Below are 16,961 nucleotides of genomic sequence, written 5' to 3'. Positions count from 1 at the left end.
CGACCCCACCCCTACAACCTGAGGGGGACCTCGCTTCGGGACCTGGGGCCGATCCGCGGCAAACGCCGCGCTCATAGCGTTGAGCCCATGACCACACCCGTCTGCACCAGCGCGTCGGCCGTCGCGTACGCGACCTACCCGTCGTTCGCGTCGTACGTCATGGCCCGTCAGCCCGTGCTGCTGCGCACCGCCCGTTCGCTCACCGCCAACCCGAGCGACGCCGAGGACCTGCTGCAGACCGCGCTCACCAAGACGTATGTGGCCTGGGAACGGATCGAGGACCACCGGGCGCTGGACGGCTATGTGCGCCGCGCGCTGCTCAACACCCGTACCTCGCAGTGGCGCAAGCGCAAGGTGGACGAGTTCGTCTGCGACGAGCTGCCCGAGCCGGAGCCGGTGCCGGGGGACGGCGACCCGGCGGAGCAGCAGGCGCTGCACGACGCGATGTGGCGGGCGATCCTGAGGCTCCCGGCGCGGCAGCGGGCGATGGTCGTCCTCAGGTACTACGAGGACCTCAGCGAGGCCCAGACGGCCGAGGTGCTCGGCGTATCGGTGGGCACCGTCAAGTCGGCGGTGTCCCGCGCCCTGGGCAAGCTGCGCGAGGACCCCGAGCTGGGGCTGGTGCGCAGCGCGGCCACGGCGTCGTAGGCGACGATCACCACCGCCCCGGGAAGACGGTAACCACCGCCCCGGGAAGACGGTAACCACCGCCCCAGGAAGACGGTCACCACCGCCCCGGGGAATTGCCGCCCTGTGAGGTTTCCGACGCGCCCGGCGAGACCGGTGTCACCAGTTCACTCGTCCCCGCCTAGTGACATACCGAGCGGTATGTGCGCACAATCAGCGCAAACCCTGACCGCCGCGTAGGCAATGTCGCCACCCCGGGAGGACGCCGTGCTGAGCACGATGCAGGACGTACCGCTGCTGATCTCAAGGATCCTGACCCATGGGTCGACGATCCACGGCACCTCCCAGGTGATCACCTGGACGGGTGAGGGAGAGCCGCAGCGCCGTACGTTCGCCGAGATCGGCGCGCGGGCCGCCCAGCTGGCGCACGGCCTGGCCGGGGACCTCGGGGTCCGCGACGACGAACGCGTGGCCACGCTCGCCTGGAACAACGCCGAGCATGTCGAGGCGTACTTCGCGATCCCCTCCATGGGCGCCGTGCTGCACACCCTCAACCTCCGCCTCCCGGCCGAGCAGCTGACCTGGATCGTCAACCACGCCGAGGACCGCGTGATCATCGTGGGCGGCTCGCTCCTGCCGCTGCTCGCCCCGCTGCTGCCGCACCTCAAGACCGTCGAGCACATCGTCGTCACCGGCCCCGGCGACCGGAGCCTGCTGGCAGGCACCGCCGCACAGGTCCACGAGTACGAGGACCTCCTCGCCGGAAGGCCCACCGCCTACGACTGGCCGGAGATGGACGAGCGCCACGCCGCCTCCATGTGCTACACCTCCGGCACCACCGGCGACCCCAAGGGCGTGGTCTACAGCCACCGTTCGGTCTATCTGCACTCCATGCAGGTCAACATGACGCAGTCCATGGGCCTCACCGACCGGGACACCTCGCTCATCGTCGTCCCCCAGTTCCACGTCAACGCCTGGGGCCTGCCGCACGCCACCTTCATGACCGGCGTCAACATGCTGATGCCGGACCGCTTCCTCCAGCCCGTGCCGCTCGCCGAGATGATCGAGAAGGAGCGGCCGACGCACGCCGCCGCCGTTCCCACCATCTGGCAGGGACTGCTCGCCGAGCTGACCGCGAAGCCGCGCGACGTCTCCTCCCTCGTCCAGGTCACCATCGGCGGCTCGGCCTGTCCGCCCTCCCTCATGCGGGCCTTCGACGACCTCGGCATGCGGGTCTGCCACGCCTGGGGCATGACGGAGACCTCCCCGCTCGGCACCGTCGCCCGCCCGCCCGCCTCCGTGGCCGGCACCGACGCGGAGTTCGCCTACCGCCTCACCCAGGGCCGTTTCCCGACGAGCGTCGAGGCACGTCTCACCGGCCCGGGCGGCGAACGGCTGCCCTGGGACGGCGAGTCGGCCGGTGAGCTGGAGGTGCGCGGCCCCTGGATCGCGGGCGCCTACTACAACGGCACCGACGCCGAACCCCTGCGCCCCGCAGACAAGTTCAGCGAGGACGGCTGGCTGAAGACGGGCGACGTCGGCACCATCTCCCCCGACGGCTACCTCACCCTCACCGACCGCGCCAAGGACGTCATCAAGTCCGGCGGCGAGTGGATCTCCTCCGTCGACCTGGAGAACGCCCTGATGTCCCACCCGGACGTCGTCGAGGCCGCCGTGGTCGCCGTACCCGACGACAAGTGGGGCGAGCGCCCGCTGGCCACCGTCGTGCTGAAGGAGGGCTCCACCGCCGGTTTCGAGTCGCTGCGGGCCTTCCTCGCGGAGGAGGGGAAGATCGCCAAGTGGCAGCTCCCGGAGCGCTGGACGATCGTCGAGGCGGTGCCCAAGACCAGCGTCGGGAAGTTCGACAAGAAGGTGCTGCGGCGGCGGTACGCGGCGGGGGATCTGGATGTGACTCAGCTCTGAGGCACTGAGCGGCGCTGAGCCGACGCGGCGGGGACTCCGGATGTCCGGAATCCCCGCCGCGGTGCGTGTCTCAGGCGACTGCCTCAGCCGGTTCCTCAGTTGACGCCGATGCGCGCCAGCAGGTCCACGATGCGGGCCTGCACCTCGGGGGTGGTGGAGCGTTCCGCGAGGAACAGCACCGTCTCGCCCGAGGCCAGCCGCGGCAGGTCCACCGGGTCGACGGCGGCCGTGTAGACCACCAGCGGGGTGCGGTTGAGCTGTCCGTTCGCCCGCAGCCAGTCGACGATCCCGGCCTGGTGCCGCTGCATCTGCATCAGGTCCATCACGACCAGGTTGGGCCGCAGCTGACCGGCCAGCGTCACCGCGTCGGCGTCGCTCGCCGCCCGAGCCACCTGCATCCCGCGCCGCTCCAGCGCCGCGGTCAGCGCCAGCGCGATCTCCGCGTGCTCCTCGATGAGCAGCACCCGCGGCGGGTGCTGCTCGCTGTCGCGCGGCGCGAGCGCCTTCAGCAGTACGGCGGGATCGGCGCCGTACGCCTCCTCACGCGTCGCCTGCCCCAGCCCCGCGGTCACCATCACCGGCACCTCGGCGGCCACCGCCGCCTGGCGCAGGGACTGCAGCGCGGTACGGGTGATCGGCCCGGTCAGCGGGTCGACGAACAGCGCGGCGGGGAACGCGGCGATCTGCGCGTCCACCTCCTCGCGCGAGTGCACGATGACGGGACGGTAGCCGCGGTCGCTGAGCGCCTGCTGCGTCAGCACGTCCGGCGCGGGCCACACCAGCAGCCGCCGCGGGTTGTCCAGCGGCTCGGGCGGCAACTCGTCGTCCAGCGGCTGCGGGCGCGGGGCGTCCGCCACCTCTACGGCGCCGCCCGGGCCGTCCAGCGGCTCGGGACCCTCGGCGGCGTTCTCGTCCGGCGCGCCGATCGCGTACGAACGTCCGGCGCCGTCGGTCGGCTTGACGAGACGGGGCTGCCCGGGGACGGCTCCGGTTCCGGTTCCGGTTCCGGCTCCGGTGAGGGAGGGGTGGGGCTGCGGCTGGGCGGGAGTCTGCTCGGCAGCCGGGTGTGGCTGGCCGCCGGTGGGGTCGGGCGGGGTGCCCAGCTTGCGGCGCCGTCCGGCCGACGACGACGTGCCGTGCGGCGGGGTCGCCGAGACACCGGGCTGCGGGGCCTGCGCCTGGGCTGCCGACACCGGCCGCGCGAAGGGGACGCCCTGACCCAGGGTGCGGACGCTGAAGGCGCGGCCCTGGGTGGAGTTCGGGTCGAGGGGGGCGGGGGCGACCGGGATCGGGGCGGGGGCGGGCGCTGCCGGTGCCGGTAGGGGTGTTGCGGGTACCGCGGGTGCTGGTGCAGCGGCTTCGGCGGGCAGCGGCTGGGCTACGGCTTGGGGTTGAGCCGGCTGCGGGGCCTGAGCGGTCGGTGTGGCCTGCTCGGCGGGGAGGGGGGCGGCCTGGGACGCCTGCGGCTGCGGCTGCGGCTGCGGTTGAGGCTGCGGTTGAGGCTGCGGCGGTGCCGGGATCGGGGCGGGGGCGACGGGGACGGGCTGGGGCTGGACCGGGGCGAGTTGGGGCGCGGCGGGTTGCAGGGCTGGGGCCTGCGGGACCGGCTGCGGTGCCGCGGGGACGGGCTGGGCCGCGAGGGGCTGGCCGGGGGCCACCGGGAGGGGCTGAGGCTGGAGTTGGGGCTGTGGCTGGGCGGCGGCCTGCGCCGGGATCGCCCCGGCGGGGACGGGCTGCATCGGCGTGCCCGGTACACCCTGCGCGGGCACACCCTGCGCCGGTACGCCTTGCATCGGCACACCCTGCGCGGGCGTACCCATCACAGCACCGGCACCGGCACCGGCACCGGCACCGGCCTCGGCCAGCGGCGTCGGCTGACCTGGCTGCACCGGCTGGGCCATCGCCCGGCGCCTGCGGCCGGTCGGCGCGTTGGTGGGGTGCGGCTGCGGAGGGGTGTGGTCGTCGTCCGGGTCGTGCAGCGCCGCATCGTGCTGCCCCTCGTCGTCACCCGGCCGGGCGGCGATAGGCAGCGGAGCGGCAGGCACGGGAGCGACGGGAGCCACTGGGGCCATGGGGGCCTGACCTGGAACAACGGGAGCCTGACCCGGAACGGGCACGGGCCCCTGCACGGCGATGCCGTCGGGCGCGCGGTCCGCGTCGGCGGGCGGCAGTGCGAAGACCGGACGGGGACCCGCGCTCGCCTCCTGCGCGGCGGCACGCTCGGCCGCGGCGGCCAGCGCACGCCGACGGCGCCCGGTGGGCTGCGTACCGTCGTCCGCACCGGAGGCACCGGAGACCTCGGCGGCACCGCCGTCGGCGCCGGCGACCGCGGGCAACGCGGGCATGCCACCCGGCGGCACGGCGGCGGCCGACGCGGGCACACCCCCGGGCGGTACGGCGGCACCAAGGCCGCTGCCGACGGCGGCGGCGCCGGCGGCATGCTCGGCCGCGGTCACCACGGCACCCTCGGCCACGGCGGGCTGCACGCCGACGCCCTGACCACCGGCGGCTTCGGCGGGCCGCCCACGGCGCCGCCCGGTACCGCCGGACGTCTCGGTGCCCTCGGCCACGACGGCCTCGGACTCCTCGGCGGGCCGCCCACGTCGCCGTCGCCCGGTGGGCGCGCCCGCCTCCGTACCACCGGAGGCGCCCGGCACCTCGCTCTCGAGGAAGGCGTCCACGGACGATCGCCGGGCCCGGCGCCGTCCCCCGCCGACGGTGTGATCGGGATGCTCACCCGCGACACCGCCCTCGGCGACGACCTCAGGACCCACGCCCGGACCCGCACCCGGATCCACGCCCGGATCCACGCCCGGATCCACGCCCGGATCCACGCCCGGATCCACACCCAGATCCACACCCAGACCCGCATTCGGAGCGGGGGCCGGATCCATGGCCGGAACCGGTTCAAGAACAGGTTGCGGAACAGGTTCCGTGACCGGAGCCGGATCAAGAACCAGCTGTTGCTGCTGCTGTACTTGAACGGCGGCCCCCGCCCCCTCCCCGAGGGGTACCTCGAGGACGTAGGCGTTGCCGCTCATACCCGGCACCTCATGCGTCTGGAGCACACCGCCGTGGGCCCGTACGATCCCGCGCACGATCGGCTCGTGCACCGGGTCTCCCCCGGCGTACGGCCCGCGCACCTCGATACGTACGACCTCTCCGCGCTGCGCCGCAGCGACCACGACGGTGCTGTCCATGTAACCGCCCGCGGACACCGGCGCGTTGCCGGTCGCGTCGACACCGGCGACGTCGGCGATGAGGTGGGCGAGGGCGGTGGCGAGGCGTTGGGGGTCGACCTCGGCCTCGATGGGCGGGGCGTGGACGGCGAACTGGACGCGGCCGGGGCCGATGAGCTCGATGGCGCCCTCGACACCGGCGGTGACGACGGCGTCGAGCATGACCTTGGCCCGGCTGATCTCCTCGCCGCCGGCGTCGAGGAGCTGGTAGCCGAGGACGTTGTCGATGAGGGTGGTGATACGGGCGTAGCCGGCCGAGAGATGGTGGAGGACCTGGTTGGCCTCGGGCCACAGCTGACCGGCGTCGTCGGCGGCGAGGGCGGCGAGTTCGCGGCGCAGCTCGTCGAGCGGGCCGCGCAGCGAGCGCCCGAGGAGGACGGTGAGCTGCTCGTACCGGGCGGCCAGCGTCTCGAAGCGGTCCTTCTCCTGCTCGGCAAGCGTCTCGAAGCGTTCCTTCTCCCGCTCGGCGAGGTCAGAGAGGCGCTCCTCGGCGGCGGTCAGCTCCTCGGCGTGCCGCTCGGTGAGCTCCTCGACCTCGGTGACGTGCTGCTGGCGCAGGGCGGTGAGGTCGGAGGCGTGTTCCTCGGCGAGCCGTTCGAGGTCGGCCTCGTGCTCCTTGTCGGCGGCGTCCTTCTCGTCGGCGAGGGCGTCGAAGGGGCGCCGGTCGGTGAAGGTCATGACGGCGCCGACGAGCTGGTCACCGTCGCGCACGGGCGCGGTGGTGAGGTCGACGGGGAGCGCGTCGCCGTTCTTGGTGAACAGCACCTGGCCGCGGACGCGGTGCTTGCGGCCGGAGCGCAGGGTGTCGGCGAGCGGCGACTCGGCGTACGGGAAGGGGGAGCCGTCGGGGCGGGAGTGCAGAACGAGGTTGTGCAGTTCTTTGCCGCCGAGGTCGCTGGCGCGGTAGCCCAGTATCTGCGCGGCGGCGGGGTTGACGAGCACGACGCGGCCGTCGGTGTCGGTGCCGACGACGCCCTCGGAGGCGGCCCGCAGGATCATCTCGGTCTGCCGCTGGGAGCGGGCCAGCTCGGCCTCGGTGTCGACGGTGCCGGAGAGGTCGCGTACGACGAGCATCAGCAGCTCGTCGCCGGTGTAGCCGGAGCCGTCGTAGGCCTGCTGCCCGTTCTCGAGGTTGGCGCTGGTGACCTCGACGGGGAACTCGGCGCCGTCGGTCCGTCGGGCGATCATCCGGGTCGGCTTGGTACGGCCCCGCGGGTCCATGTGGTCGGGCCGGCGCATGGAGCCCGGGATGAGCCGGGAGTCGAACTGCGGAAGCAGGTCCAGCAGGCCCCGCCCGACGAGCGCGGTACCCGGCGCCTCGAACGCCTCGAGGGCGATCGTGTTGGCGTTGACGACCGTTCCATTGGCGTTGACCAGCACCAACGCGTCGGGAAGCGCGTCCAGTATGGCTGCGAGGCGAGCAGCGCCTCGGGATGGCCTGCTGCTCACGAGCGCTTCCTCCCTGTTACCGCATGTTGCCGACCGCTCCGGCCATCTTGCCAATCGGCCCGCGGTGTGTCACGCGAGGGATTCTAAGGGAGGGGGTTGCCCCGGCGGTGCCGGATGAGAGGGAGGTCCCACGACGAACTGACGGCGGAAGGGTGCAGAACCTGTGACGGTACGTTTCCGCTGCCGCACCGGCGCGTACGGCTGCTGCCGCACCGGCGCACACGGCTCGGCGCACACCGCGTCCCACCCACCCCCACACCCACCCCACACCCGCCCCCAGCCACCTCCCACCCCCTCCCGCCAGGCCCGACACGCCGCCCCCGTACCCCTCCCTCTCCCTCCGACCCGCGGAAAGGGCTTTGCCCTGCGGCCTACCCGCCTAGTACCGTGGGAGGCGATTGGTGACACGGCACTCGCCTGTGTCATCATCTGCAGGCACCACTCGCGCACACGCGCGGGGGGTCGTGCTGGAGGCGTCGCCTAGTCCGGTCTATGGCGCCGCACTGCTAATGCGGTTTGGGCCTTAAAGCCCATCGAGGGTTCAAATCCCTCCGCCTCCGCGCTTGATCACCGAAGCCCCGGTCCCAGGACCGGGGCTTCGTTCGTTCAAACGGCGTTTCCGCAGGTCACAAGGGGTAGACCAAACGGATTTCACATGGCGGCGGCAGTCATGTAATGTTCTTCCTGTCGCCGGGACGGGCCGAAAGCCCCGAAAACGGAGACGAAAACAGAACAAGCACTCGTAGCTTAACGGATAGAGCATCTGACTACGGATCAGAAGGTTGCAGGTTCGAATCCTGCCGAGTGCGCACTGACCAGAGGCCCCGGATCACTCCGGGGCCTCTGGCGTTTCCGGGGTTGTACAGCAGCGAAGTGCAGCAACGGTTGATGTCAGGCGTTGATGTCAGCCCGCTTCGCTGTCGCCCATCGCTGCGGACAGCTTGCCGAGCGCGGCCCGCCTCCTCCTTGCTCGTCTCGGCGCCCCGTACGGCGCCCGCCCCGGCACATCCCTCTGCCCAGGTGAGACTGCGTCACCGGCGGCCCGGGGGCAGGCCCGCGCCGTCGGTACCTGCCGGAAGGCCGGACGGATCAACGGCGGTGACCAGCGGCTGCGTCGTGGCCGCGGACGCGGCCACGACGAGGACGAGTCGACACCCGAGTCCGCCGGCGTCAGGAGGTCGAGGCCACGAGAGTGTGCTCGGTTCCCAGCGCGGTGGCTCCTGTGTCGGTGTACATGATGGTCTCACCGTCGGACCAGCGGATGACGAGGTCGTCGGTGCGCCCGTTTCCGGTGTAGGCGCCGGTCGTCATGGCCGTGTCGCGGGTCCAGAGCTTGTTGGGGTTCGGGATGCGCCGCTCGGTGCCCAGGCCCGAGGTGGTGGTGCCGACGTAGTTGTCGAATTCGCCGTCGGCCCGGCGCACCATGAGGTCCCACTTGGCGTTGCCGGAGAACTCGCCGCTCGTGAGGAGTGTGGCGTTCTTCCATGTGCCGCCGGGGGCCTGGAGCCTGTGCTTCTGGCCGAAGGTGCCGGCGCCGACGCCGGTGTAGAGGGTCAGTTCGCCGTCGGCCCAGCGCACGATCAGGTCGGTGACGTACCGCGAGGTGCTGAAGCGGCCCGCCGCGATCTGGGCCGCGTTCTTCCAGGTGCCGTTGGGTTTGATCATCTGCGTGCCGGCCCAGTTGAGTCCCTTGGAGCCGACGTCGCCGTAGAGGGTGACCTCACCATCGCCCCAGCGGACCAGCAGGTCGAACTGGTTCGATCCGGTGAAGTCGCCGGCGGTGATGGTCTTCGCGTTCTTCCAGGTGCTGTTGGGGGCCAGCAGTTGCCGCTCGGTGTCGTAGCCGCCGTGCCCGTTGCCGGGACAGAGCGTGACCTTGCCGTCGGTCCAGACCACGATCATGTCGCTGTGGCCGGTCTGCCGGAAGTCGCCCGAGGCCAGCAGGCCGGCGTTCTTCCAGGTGCCCGCCGAGCCGGGCAGCCGAGGGTCCCCCGACCCCTTGTAGGGCGGCTTCCCGCCCAGCTGTTGGTGGGCGGCGGCGTGGGCGAACAGGTCCTGGGCGTCCGTGCCGTAGATCGGCGCGTACGTCACCCAGTCGTCGTTGGCGTCGTTGCCGCCGCCGTTGTATCCGCCGGTGTTGCCGATGACCTTGCCGGTGCCGGTGGTGCTGTTGTAGTCCTCGATCCAGGGGCCGCCGGAGACACCGCCGTAGAAGCCCTTGCAGGTCATGCGCAGCTGCCGGAAGCCCGGCAGCTGGGAGGTGCTGACGGGGCAGCGGACCGGCACATGCCCGGGGTTGACGTTGTCGGCGCCGGGATAGCCGATGACGGTGACCTTGTGGTGGTAGCTGCTGGTGGGTGTGAAGGTCAGAGCGCCAGTGACGGCCTCCACCTCGCCGCGGCTGTTGGCGTCCACCTGGGCGAAGGCCAGGTCGAGGTCGGACGTGGCTGCCTTGGTGTTCTGCGAGTAGCGCGCGTCCAGGTACAGCTGCGTGACGGGGAAGACCCCGTAGGGCTGCTGGGCGGCGGACTTACCGTTGCGGTACATCGGTACGAAGATGCGATGCGTGGCCCGCTGCAGGCCGGTTCCGCAGTGACCGGCGGTCAGGACGATGTCCTTGGCGGCGGTGTGGACGACGCTGCCCGTGCAGTAGGTCCTCGGGCCGCCCAGGGGCGTGCCGTCGAAGAAGAAGGTCCCCACCGTCTTGTGGCCGGCGAAGTGCTCGGGCTCGGGCGTGCCGGACGGCGGTGGCCGGTGGCTGGCGGCCCGCTGTGCGCTGATGCCGTGCCTGGTGGCGGCTGGGACCGGTGCGTGGTCGACCGGGACCGGTGCGGCGTCGACCGGGACCGCGCGGTCCATGCGGTTCGCCGTCCAGTACTTCTCCTCCTCGCTGAGACTCGGTCCCATTAAGGGAGCGGGGGAGCCGGTCGGCCTGGAGGTCTTTGCCGAGGGGGCCGGGACCGTGCGATCGGCGGCCCCCGCGGCCGCCGATGGCGCGGCCGGAGCCGTCGGCAGTGGAGTGCCGGACGCGGCGGACGCCGGCCCGGTGGCGAGTATGCCCGCGCACAGACTCAGCGCGAGGGCCGGAACCGATCTGTTTCTGGAACCCAATGAGGTCTCTTTCCGTCTTGAAGTCAGCCGGACGGTGCATGATGCCGAGCTTCGCTCCATGAGAGATCGCACACCAGTTCGACACGGATGCGGCCAGCATACTGACCCCTGTGATGCTGTCCGGCACGACGCCAGAAGAACAGGACAGGCCAAGGCGATAGACAGATTCCGTACGGCCGCGTGGGCGGCGCTCCCGCTCCTGCTGCCCCTCCTCGCGGCCGGACCGGCCTCGGCCTCGGTCTCGCAGCCCACGGCATCGCTCACCTACGGAAGCGTCAGGTCGGTGCGGCCCGGCGACACGCTGACGGTCGATGCCAAGCAGGGCGAGGCGATGTACGGCGACACCATGCGCTCGTCCCGAGCCGATTCCCTCGCCTCGATGAGCTGGCCGAGCTGGATGTAGTACAGCTCGACCTGCGCCGGGGTGAGCACGAGCAGCGTCTCGCAGGCGCAGCCGTCCTCGTAGTACACGGTGACCGGTACTGCGGCCTGCTGCGCGCGGTGGTCGTAGACGGCATCCCGCTTCATCGGCGTGACGTGCGTGACCGGGACGGGTACGGGGCGCAGGGTGCGTCCGTCGTTTCTGGCCCGCCACTCCTCACCACCGCCAGGCGGGCGCAGTTGGTACGACGCCGAGGTGTCGCTCGGCAGAGCGACGACTACCCCGATCTTCCCGCCCTTGGCGAGGTCGAGAGCGAGGTCACCGAGGCGGGGATGAAACGGGGCACCAGGAGTTAACTCGGCGCCCCGCGTGAGCAAGCCACACCGCTCGGCCTCGGCCTGGTCGGCGATCACGCGGGTGGTGAACCCGGTGTCTGCCAGCCCGGCACCCTTCAGCGCCTGCCGTAGCCGGTCTTCGAGGAGCCGCTGGTTGGGGCAGTCCGGTACGACCAAGACCTCGATGTCCCTATCGACCATGTCTCCAGGATCGCGCCCCAGTTCCGTACCGGCCAAGGGGCCCCGACCTGGCCCGGCAGTGCGCTGGGCCGGAGTGCGTGGCCCTTCGTCCGCGCAACCGTTGGGCTCACGGGCGTGTTCTCGGCCCGGGCGTGACGGCTGCCCGATTCGGGCATGTTGTTTCTGAAGATCAGCGTTTGCCCGGCACTCCCGATCTGTGGCCGGTAGCGTCGATGCCCGCCGATGGGCAACCCGTGGATCGCTTCGGAAGGGGGGAGTACCGGTGGTCGAGCGGATCTGGCTGGATGTCCCGTACGCGGAGAAGGACCAGGCGAAGAAGGCCGGCGCGCGGTGGGATCCGGTGGCCAAGCGCTGGTTCGCGCCCCGCAAGGACATGACCGCGCTTCAGCCCTGGGACGCCGCCCCGGACGTGCCCGACCTGCTGCCCGGCGAGGACCGCACGCTGGGCGGGGGCCTGTTCGTCGATCTGGTGCCGTCCAGCTGCTGGTTCACCAACGTCCGCTCGTGCGTGACGCCGCGGGACTGGGAACGGCTCCGGCGGATGATCACCCGGCGGGCCGGGATGCGGTGCGAAGCGTCTCTGATCAGCCAAGCGATCCCATGCGAACCGTAGGGTTCGGCGTGGGTTCTGCCCACCTGGGCGGGGTAGCGTGAGCGTGGAGATGGAATCCCGCGCCGAGTGCTGCTCCGCGTGGCCGGTGGCCGGTGGTGGGTGTGCTGATCGCGGTCATGCCCTGGTGCCGGTGGGCTGCGCGGGGCAGCCGGGTCCGGTCCGTTGGTGCGTGTCCCTCCGGACGCTTTCCGGCTGGGCCCGAGGGCCGGGCCGGGGAGGGAATCCCGCGTCGCCTGGGCGCGGGACGGTTGGAACGCCGCCGGGTAGGGCCGGTCTTGGACCGGTCTTTCCGGCTGGTCTTCGGTGTGGCCGTGATGACCGCCCCGGCTTCGAGCTTGTCCACGACCTTGCGGATCACCATGGCGCCGCTGGTCTTGTCCACGACGGTCTTGGTCTGGTGGGTGAGCCCACGCGCCACGATCCGCCGCCATGCGCCCTGGTCACGGTCGTCCTGCCATCGGCAGGACGGGCAGATGGCCCACTTCCAGCCCGGGATGGTGGGCCGGTCAGGGGACTTGCGGTGTCGCAGCGGGGTGAGGCAGTGCGGACAGTGCTTGGAGGTGTTCGCCGGCGGCACGGTCACCACGGCAACGCCGGCCTCGGCGGCGAGGTGCCGCATACGGTCGGCGATCTGCCCGCGCACGGTCTGGGACATGCGAGTGTTCTGGATGCGGCCCATGCCGCCCGCTTCCATCGACCGCAGGTCTTCCAGGTAGATGACCGTGGCTCCGGCTGCAACGGCCTGGTCCACCGCCCATCGGGCAGCGGCCCAGGCCAACGCGTCGTTGAGGTGGGAGCGGCGCTCCGAGACGCGTCGGATCTCCTCCGTGAGCACGGCCTGTTTGCCGTCCAGGGCCGGGTGGGTGAGACGGGTGTACTGGTCAGTCTTGGCGTGCAGCTGCTCGGACTGCTTCCGGAGGCGGTACTGCTTGGCCAGCACACCGGAGGCACGGAACTGCGCCCCGGTACCGAGGGCGGTGATCGTGCCGTCCGGGCGGAGCCGGGCCGCACCGGCGGACAGAAGGGTGTTCAGTCCCCAGTCCACACCCAACGCCACGGTGTGGCCGGAGTGCTGGGCCTTGGGCACGGGGTGGGTGTAGGCGAGATCGGCTCGCACCTTCCCGCCGACGATGCGCAGGGTCGGCAAGTGCAGGACGGCGTTCGCGGGAACAGTCGGGGGCAGCTTGATCGTGCAGGCGACCCACGACCAGTCCGCGTACTTCTGCGGGCCGGGCCGGGTGGGAAGCTGCAACCGCAGCAGCACCTTTGTCGGCTCGGTCACGGACCGCTCGATCGACGCTTGCTGCCCATCACAGGCGGAGAGAAGAAGTATCCGCGCCACGTGGGGCGCGGGCTCCAGCTCGAACACGTCCACCGGGAGACGCCTGTTCTTCCGCAGATACGCGGCGATCTGACGGGTGCGGGAACGGATCACGCTGGACAGCAGGAACTCACCGCCAGGTATCGCGGCCCGCACCGCTTCCCACTCACCCTCGGTACGCTTCTTCGGATCGACAGGCCAGGTGGACAGAATTCCAGCGACTACATCGACGCGCCACTTCACCGACCGCAGAGCGCGCCCGGCCTGTTCCTGAACGGCACGGACGATCCGGTCATTGACCTTCACGTTCTCGGGCACGGCAGTGGTCCAGCCGAGGCGGCGCAGTGCCATCCACGCGTTCGACGGAAGCTTCCGTCCCCCGGCGTCCACTCCGGCGGCCAGAGTGTTCACGTCGGCGGTGTTCCAGTGCTCGCCGAGCAGGGAGGCGGTCATGCCGGCTGCCAGGCCGGTGCACCAACCCACGCGTTCGGCCAGCACGGCAGCGGTGAGGACTTCGCCGGTCTTCTCATCCACCCCGGCATGGACCAGGGTGCGGGCGCATGCGGTGTGGGAGGTCTCGCCCTCGGTGAGCGGCAGCTTCCGGCTCACCGGGCGCGGCCCTCTTCGCTGCACTGCCCCGACTCGGACAGCAGACGGCGACGGTTGTCCGCGCTGCGCATCCCGTACAGCCGCCCGGCGAACGTCGTCACCAGCGAGACGAAGTCTTCGAGGAGTTCGTCCCGGCCGCCGAGCTTCTTCGGGTGCAGCACCTCCACGGTGACGCCGTACACGGCGAACAGCCGCTTCAGCCAGCCCACACCGAACCGCGCGAGCCGGTCCTCATGCGTCACCCGCACCACGGTCACCGAGCCGTCCGCGACCATCGCGATCACCCGGTTCAAGCCGGGCCGGTTCTCCTTCAGACCGGAACCGCGATCCTTGACGACCTTGACGACCGTCCCCGTCGAGGTAGCCCGTAACTCCTGCTCCTGAGCCTCCAGCGAGGACTCCTGCCCCGACGAGCCCGACACCCGCGCATACAGCAACTCCAGACGCGGCCGGGAAACGGTGGAGTCACTGCCGCGCTTCATGTTCTCCACGTCCACCGAGGAAAACCGGCGCTCACGCCCGACCCAGGTGAACGGGATCTTGCCGTCCAACGCCCACTGGCGAAGCGTCATCGGGTGTATCCCGAGACGCTTCGCAGCCTTGGACATACGCAGCAACTCCACGCGTTCAACAATACATGCACAACACTAGGGATAACTAATGAAGTTGTTTTGAAGCGGCTGATCTGCCTGTGCACCGACTGTCACACCGTCACCCACTACGGATATGCCCAGGTCCGCGGTCTGGAGTCGGAAGCCTTCGCCCATCTGGTCAAGGTGACCGGGATGGACGGCGTCGCGGCCCGCGGGCACATCGACGCCGCGTTCGCGCTGTGGCGGCGCCGCTCGGCCGTCACCTGGAACCCGGACCTGAGCATGCTCACCGACGCAGGGATCACCCTCCGACGGCCGCCCAGCGCAGAGAAGCGTCCCGGCATCGCCGCAACCACGCTCGCCGTTGAACGCGGCGCCCCGCGACCGGTCCGCACCGATGTGATGGAGATCGTGGAGCGGATCGCTGTCGAACGTGGCATCGCCCCGCCCAGGCCCACACCCGCGAGTCCTCAGCCCGTGCCGTCGGCTCTGCCTCGGCCCGTCGACAGCGTTGTTCCTGGCCCCCGTGACGAGGAGTCACCGTCCGTCCTGCAGCGCTCGTTCCGCAGGGGCAAGCGGTAGCCGTCCCAACGGCGGACCTCCCGCAGGGCACCAGGAATCAACTTGGTTCCCCGCATGGGTAGTTGGTCGGGGTAGACCTCTGTGATCGCCACGTTGGCAGCGGCGTCTCGCAGGTGGTGCAGCGAGTGGTCTCAGTCCAGAGCTGACGGGCAGGGACGACTTCCTTGCCGACTTTGCGTCTCCGGTGAGTGCCACCCAGGAGGCTGCGCCTCGCGTCAGCCTGATGCCGCGCCTCATCCGGCGTGAAGCCGTCGGCCTGGACTCCGAGCGGCCCCTGGACGACAGTGTCCGGAGCCGCTCGGAGTCCAGGTCTGACGTGCCTTCAGCCCGCCGCCTTGGTGATGATGCGGCTGATTTCCTCCCTGTCGAAGGCGCGCAGCGTCGTGCTGCGGACGTTGCCCGCGCTGCCGACCTGGAGGAGGGCCGCCGTGGCGGTTTCGTCGTCGGGGGCCTCTACGACCGTGACGAGGTCGTAGGAACCGACGGTCCAGTAGAGGTTCACGAGTTTGCCCCCGAGGTTCTGGATTGCTGCGGCGAAGGCTTCCGCGCGCTGTGCGGTGTCCTTGTAGTTCCGGATCCCTTGGTCGGTCCAGTTCAGCAGCGTGACGTACGTCGGCATGGTTTTTCACCTTCATGAGGGAACATCGCCACCTGCAACACTCCGCGTCATGCCTGAAATGTGCATGAGGTGTGCCGCCGAACGGGTGGCTCCGCCGACGCTGTCCCTGCGGGTACTGGTATCGGCAGGATCTGGAGCGGGCGGTCCCGCGCGGTCACCGTGGGGGCATGGCACATGTACTCGTCACCGGTGGGACCGGGTTTCTCGGCTCCCACACGATCGCTCGGCTCCTCGCCTCGGGGCACACCGTCACGACCACTCTGCGTTCGGCGAAGCGGCAGGGTGAGCTGGAGGAGATGCTCGGCGTGGCCGGTGCTCCGGGGCCAGGGCGCGTCTCGTACGTCGAAGCAGACCTCGGCGGCAACAGCGGGTGGGGCCGGGCGATGGCCGGAGCCGACCACGTTCTGCACATTGCCTCTCCCTTTCCGGCCTCGCGTCCCGCGGACGAGAACGAACTGATCGTCCCCGCCCGCGACGGCACTCTCCGGGTGCTGCGGGCCGCCCGGGACGCGGGCATCAGGCGTGTGGTCCTCACCTCCTCGTTCGCCGCGGTCGGCTACGGCCACGATCCGACGGACAGGGTGTTCACGGAGGACGACTGGACCGATGTCACCGGGCCCGGCGTCGGGCCGTACGCGAAGTCGAAGGCCCTTGCCGAGCGTGCCGCGTGGGACTTCGTCGACGGTGAAGGGCAGGGGCTGGAGCTCGTCGTGATCAATCCCGTCGGGATCTTCGGGCCGGTGCTCGGGCCCGACTACTCCAGCTCGATCCGCATCATCCACTCGATGCTCACCGGCGGTATGCGCGCCGCACCCCCGATCTGGACCAACACCGTCGACGTCCGGGATGTCGCCGATCTGCATATCAAGGCGATGACATCGCCGGTCGCCGCCGGACAGCGGTACCTGGCGCTGGCCGGCGAGCCGATCTCCTTCCAGCAGATCGCGCTCACGCTCCGCGCCCGGCTGGGCGCGGCGGCAGCCAAGGCCCCCGCTCGATCCGCCCCCGCCTGGCTGCTGCGGCTGCTGTCCACCTTCACCCCGCAGCTGCGTGAGACCGTGCCGCAGCTGGGCGTCGTGCGCCGGGCCAGCAACGCCAAGGCCCGCGAGCAACTGAGCTGGTCGCCGCGCTCGAACGAGGAGAGCGTCCTCGCCAGCGCGGACAGTCTGGCGCGGCTCGGTCTGCTCTCCGACTAAGCGCTCCGCTGGAAGTGCCGTGATGTGCCGTCTGTCGTCTGCGGCACCACCGTGGCCGGTCGCTCCCCCAAGCTCTCAACTTCGTTCGAGCAGGGAGGTACCCCCATCGCGGTGGAGCCGCATGTCGGCACAGCCCCGCGCCCCTTCACGGCGCTGAACCG

Annotated in this window: 11 protein-coding genes and 2 tRNA genes; 7 read left to right on the top strand and 6 right to left on the bottom strand. The window is 70.9% G+C overall.

Annotated elements, in window-relative coordinates; all coding sequences use genetic code 11:
• Positions 1 to 87: 87 nt before the first annotated feature.
• Together ACSYGN_RS19245 and ACSYGN_RS19240 are read left to right on the top strand one after the other, a co-directional pair.
• On the top strand, positions 88 to 648 hold the full coding sequence (locus ACSYGN_RS19245) for a SigE family RNA polymerase sigma factor (protein WP_460397263.1): 561 nt from the start codon (positions 88 to 90) through the stop codon (positions 646 to 648).
• Positions 649 to 894: 246 nt separating this feature from the next.
• Positions 895 to 2,550 carry a long-chain fatty acid--CoA ligase gene (locus ACSYGN_RS19240; protein ID WP_460397261.1) on the top strand — a complete coding sequence of 552 codons (1,656 nt, stop codon included), beginning with the start codon at positions 895 to 897 and terminating at the stop codon, positions 2,548 to 2,550.
• A gap of 95 nt (positions 2,551 to 2,645) precedes the next feature.
• Here ACSYGN_RS19240 and ACSYGN_RS19235 read toward each other — a convergent pair whose 3' ends face one another.
• Positions 2,646 to 7,238 (bottom strand): PAS domain-containing protein, encoded by a 4,593-nt coding sequence (locus ACSYGN_RS19235; protein ID WP_460397260.1) that lies wholly within the window; start codon positions 7,236 to 7,238, stop codon positions 2,646 to 2,648.
• 469 nt (positions 7,239 to 7,707) lie between these two features.
• Here ACSYGN_RS19235 and ACSYGN_RS19230 point away from each other — a divergent pair.
• Positions 7,708 to 7,798: transfer RNA gene (locus tag ACSYGN_RS19230), tRNA-Ser, on the top strand.
• 176 nt (positions 7,799 to 7,974) lie between these two features.
• A tRNA-Arg gene (locus ACSYGN_RS19225) sits at positions 7,975 to 8,047 on the top strand.
• 361 nt (positions 8,048 to 8,408) lie between these two features.
• Here the strand turns inward: ACSYGN_RS19225 and ACSYGN_RS19220 are convergent.
• Positions 8,409 to 10,145 (bottom strand): trypsin-like serine peptidase, encoded by a 1,737-nt coding sequence (locus ACSYGN_RS19220; RefSeq protein WP_460397258.1) that lies wholly within the window; start codon positions 10,143 to 10,145, stop codon positions 8,409 to 8,411.
• Between the two features lie 468 nt (positions 10,146 to 10,613).
• Positions 10,614 to 11,267 (bottom strand): hypothetical protein, encoded by a 654-nt coding sequence (locus ACSYGN_RS19215; protein WP_460397256.1) that lies wholly within the window; start codon positions 11,265 to 11,267, stop codon positions 10,614 to 10,616.
• Positions 11,268 to 11,529: 262 nt separating this feature from the next.
• On the opposite strand from ACSYGN_RS19215, the gene ACSYGN_RS19210 reads away from it, so the two are divergent.
• Positions 11,530 to 11,880, top strand: coding sequence for a DUF5710 domain-containing protein (locus tag ACSYGN_RS19210; protein ID WP_460397254.1), 351 nt, complete (start codon positions 11,530 to 11,532; stop codon positions 11,878 to 11,880).
• Here the strand turns inward: ACSYGN_RS19210 and ACSYGN_RS19205 are convergent.
• The gene (locus tag ACSYGN_RS19205; protein WP_460397252.1) at positions 11,852 to 13,810 is read right to left on the bottom strand and encodes a zinc ribbon domain-containing protein; all 1,959 of its coding nucleotides are present in this window, start codon (positions 13,808 to 13,810) and stop codon (positions 11,852 to 11,854) included. The genes ACSYGN_RS19210 and ACSYGN_RS19205 overlap by 29 nt on opposite strands.
• Complete coding sequence (locus ACSYGN_RS19200) at positions 13,807 to 14,433, bottom strand: IS607 family transposase (RefSeq protein ID WP_460397250.1); 627 nt, start codon at positions 14,431 to 14,433, stop codon at positions 13,807 to 13,809. The genes ACSYGN_RS19205 and ACSYGN_RS19200 overlap by 4 nt, the downstream gene beginning before the upstream one ends.
• Before the next feature lie 48 nt (positions 14,434 to 14,481).
• On the opposite strand from ACSYGN_RS19200, the gene ACSYGN_RS19195 reads away from it, so the two are divergent.
• Positions 14,482 to 14,985 carry a hypothetical protein gene (locus ACSYGN_RS19195; protein WP_460397248.1) on the top strand — a complete coding sequence of 168 codons (504 nt, stop codon included), beginning with the start codon at positions 14,482 to 14,484 and terminating at the stop codon, positions 14,983 to 14,985.
• 322 nt (positions 14,986 to 15,307) lie between these two features.
• Here the strand turns inward: ACSYGN_RS19195 and ACSYGN_RS19190 are convergent, their stop codons facing one another.
• Positions 15,308 to 15,604: a GYD domain-containing protein gene (locus ACSYGN_RS19190; protein ID WP_460397246.1), complete on the bottom strand. Its 297-nt coding sequence runs from the start codon at positions 15,602 to 15,604 to the stop codon at positions 15,308 to 15,310.
• Between the two features lie 167 nt (positions 15,605 to 15,771).
• Between ACSYGN_RS19190 and ACSYGN_RS19185 the strand changes: the two genes are divergently transcribed.
• Positions 15,772 to 16,800 carry an SDR family oxidoreductase gene (locus ACSYGN_RS19185; protein ID WP_460397244.1) on the top strand — a complete coding sequence of 343 codons (1,029 nt, stop codon included), beginning with the start codon at positions 15,772 to 15,774 and terminating at the stop codon, positions 16,798 to 16,800.
• The last annotated feature ends 161 nt before the right edge of the window (positions 16,801 to 16,961 follow it).

Source organism: Streptomyces sp. YIM S03343 (assembly GCF_054729195.1).
This window is presented reverse-complemented; position numbering and strand designations above follow the sequence as displayed.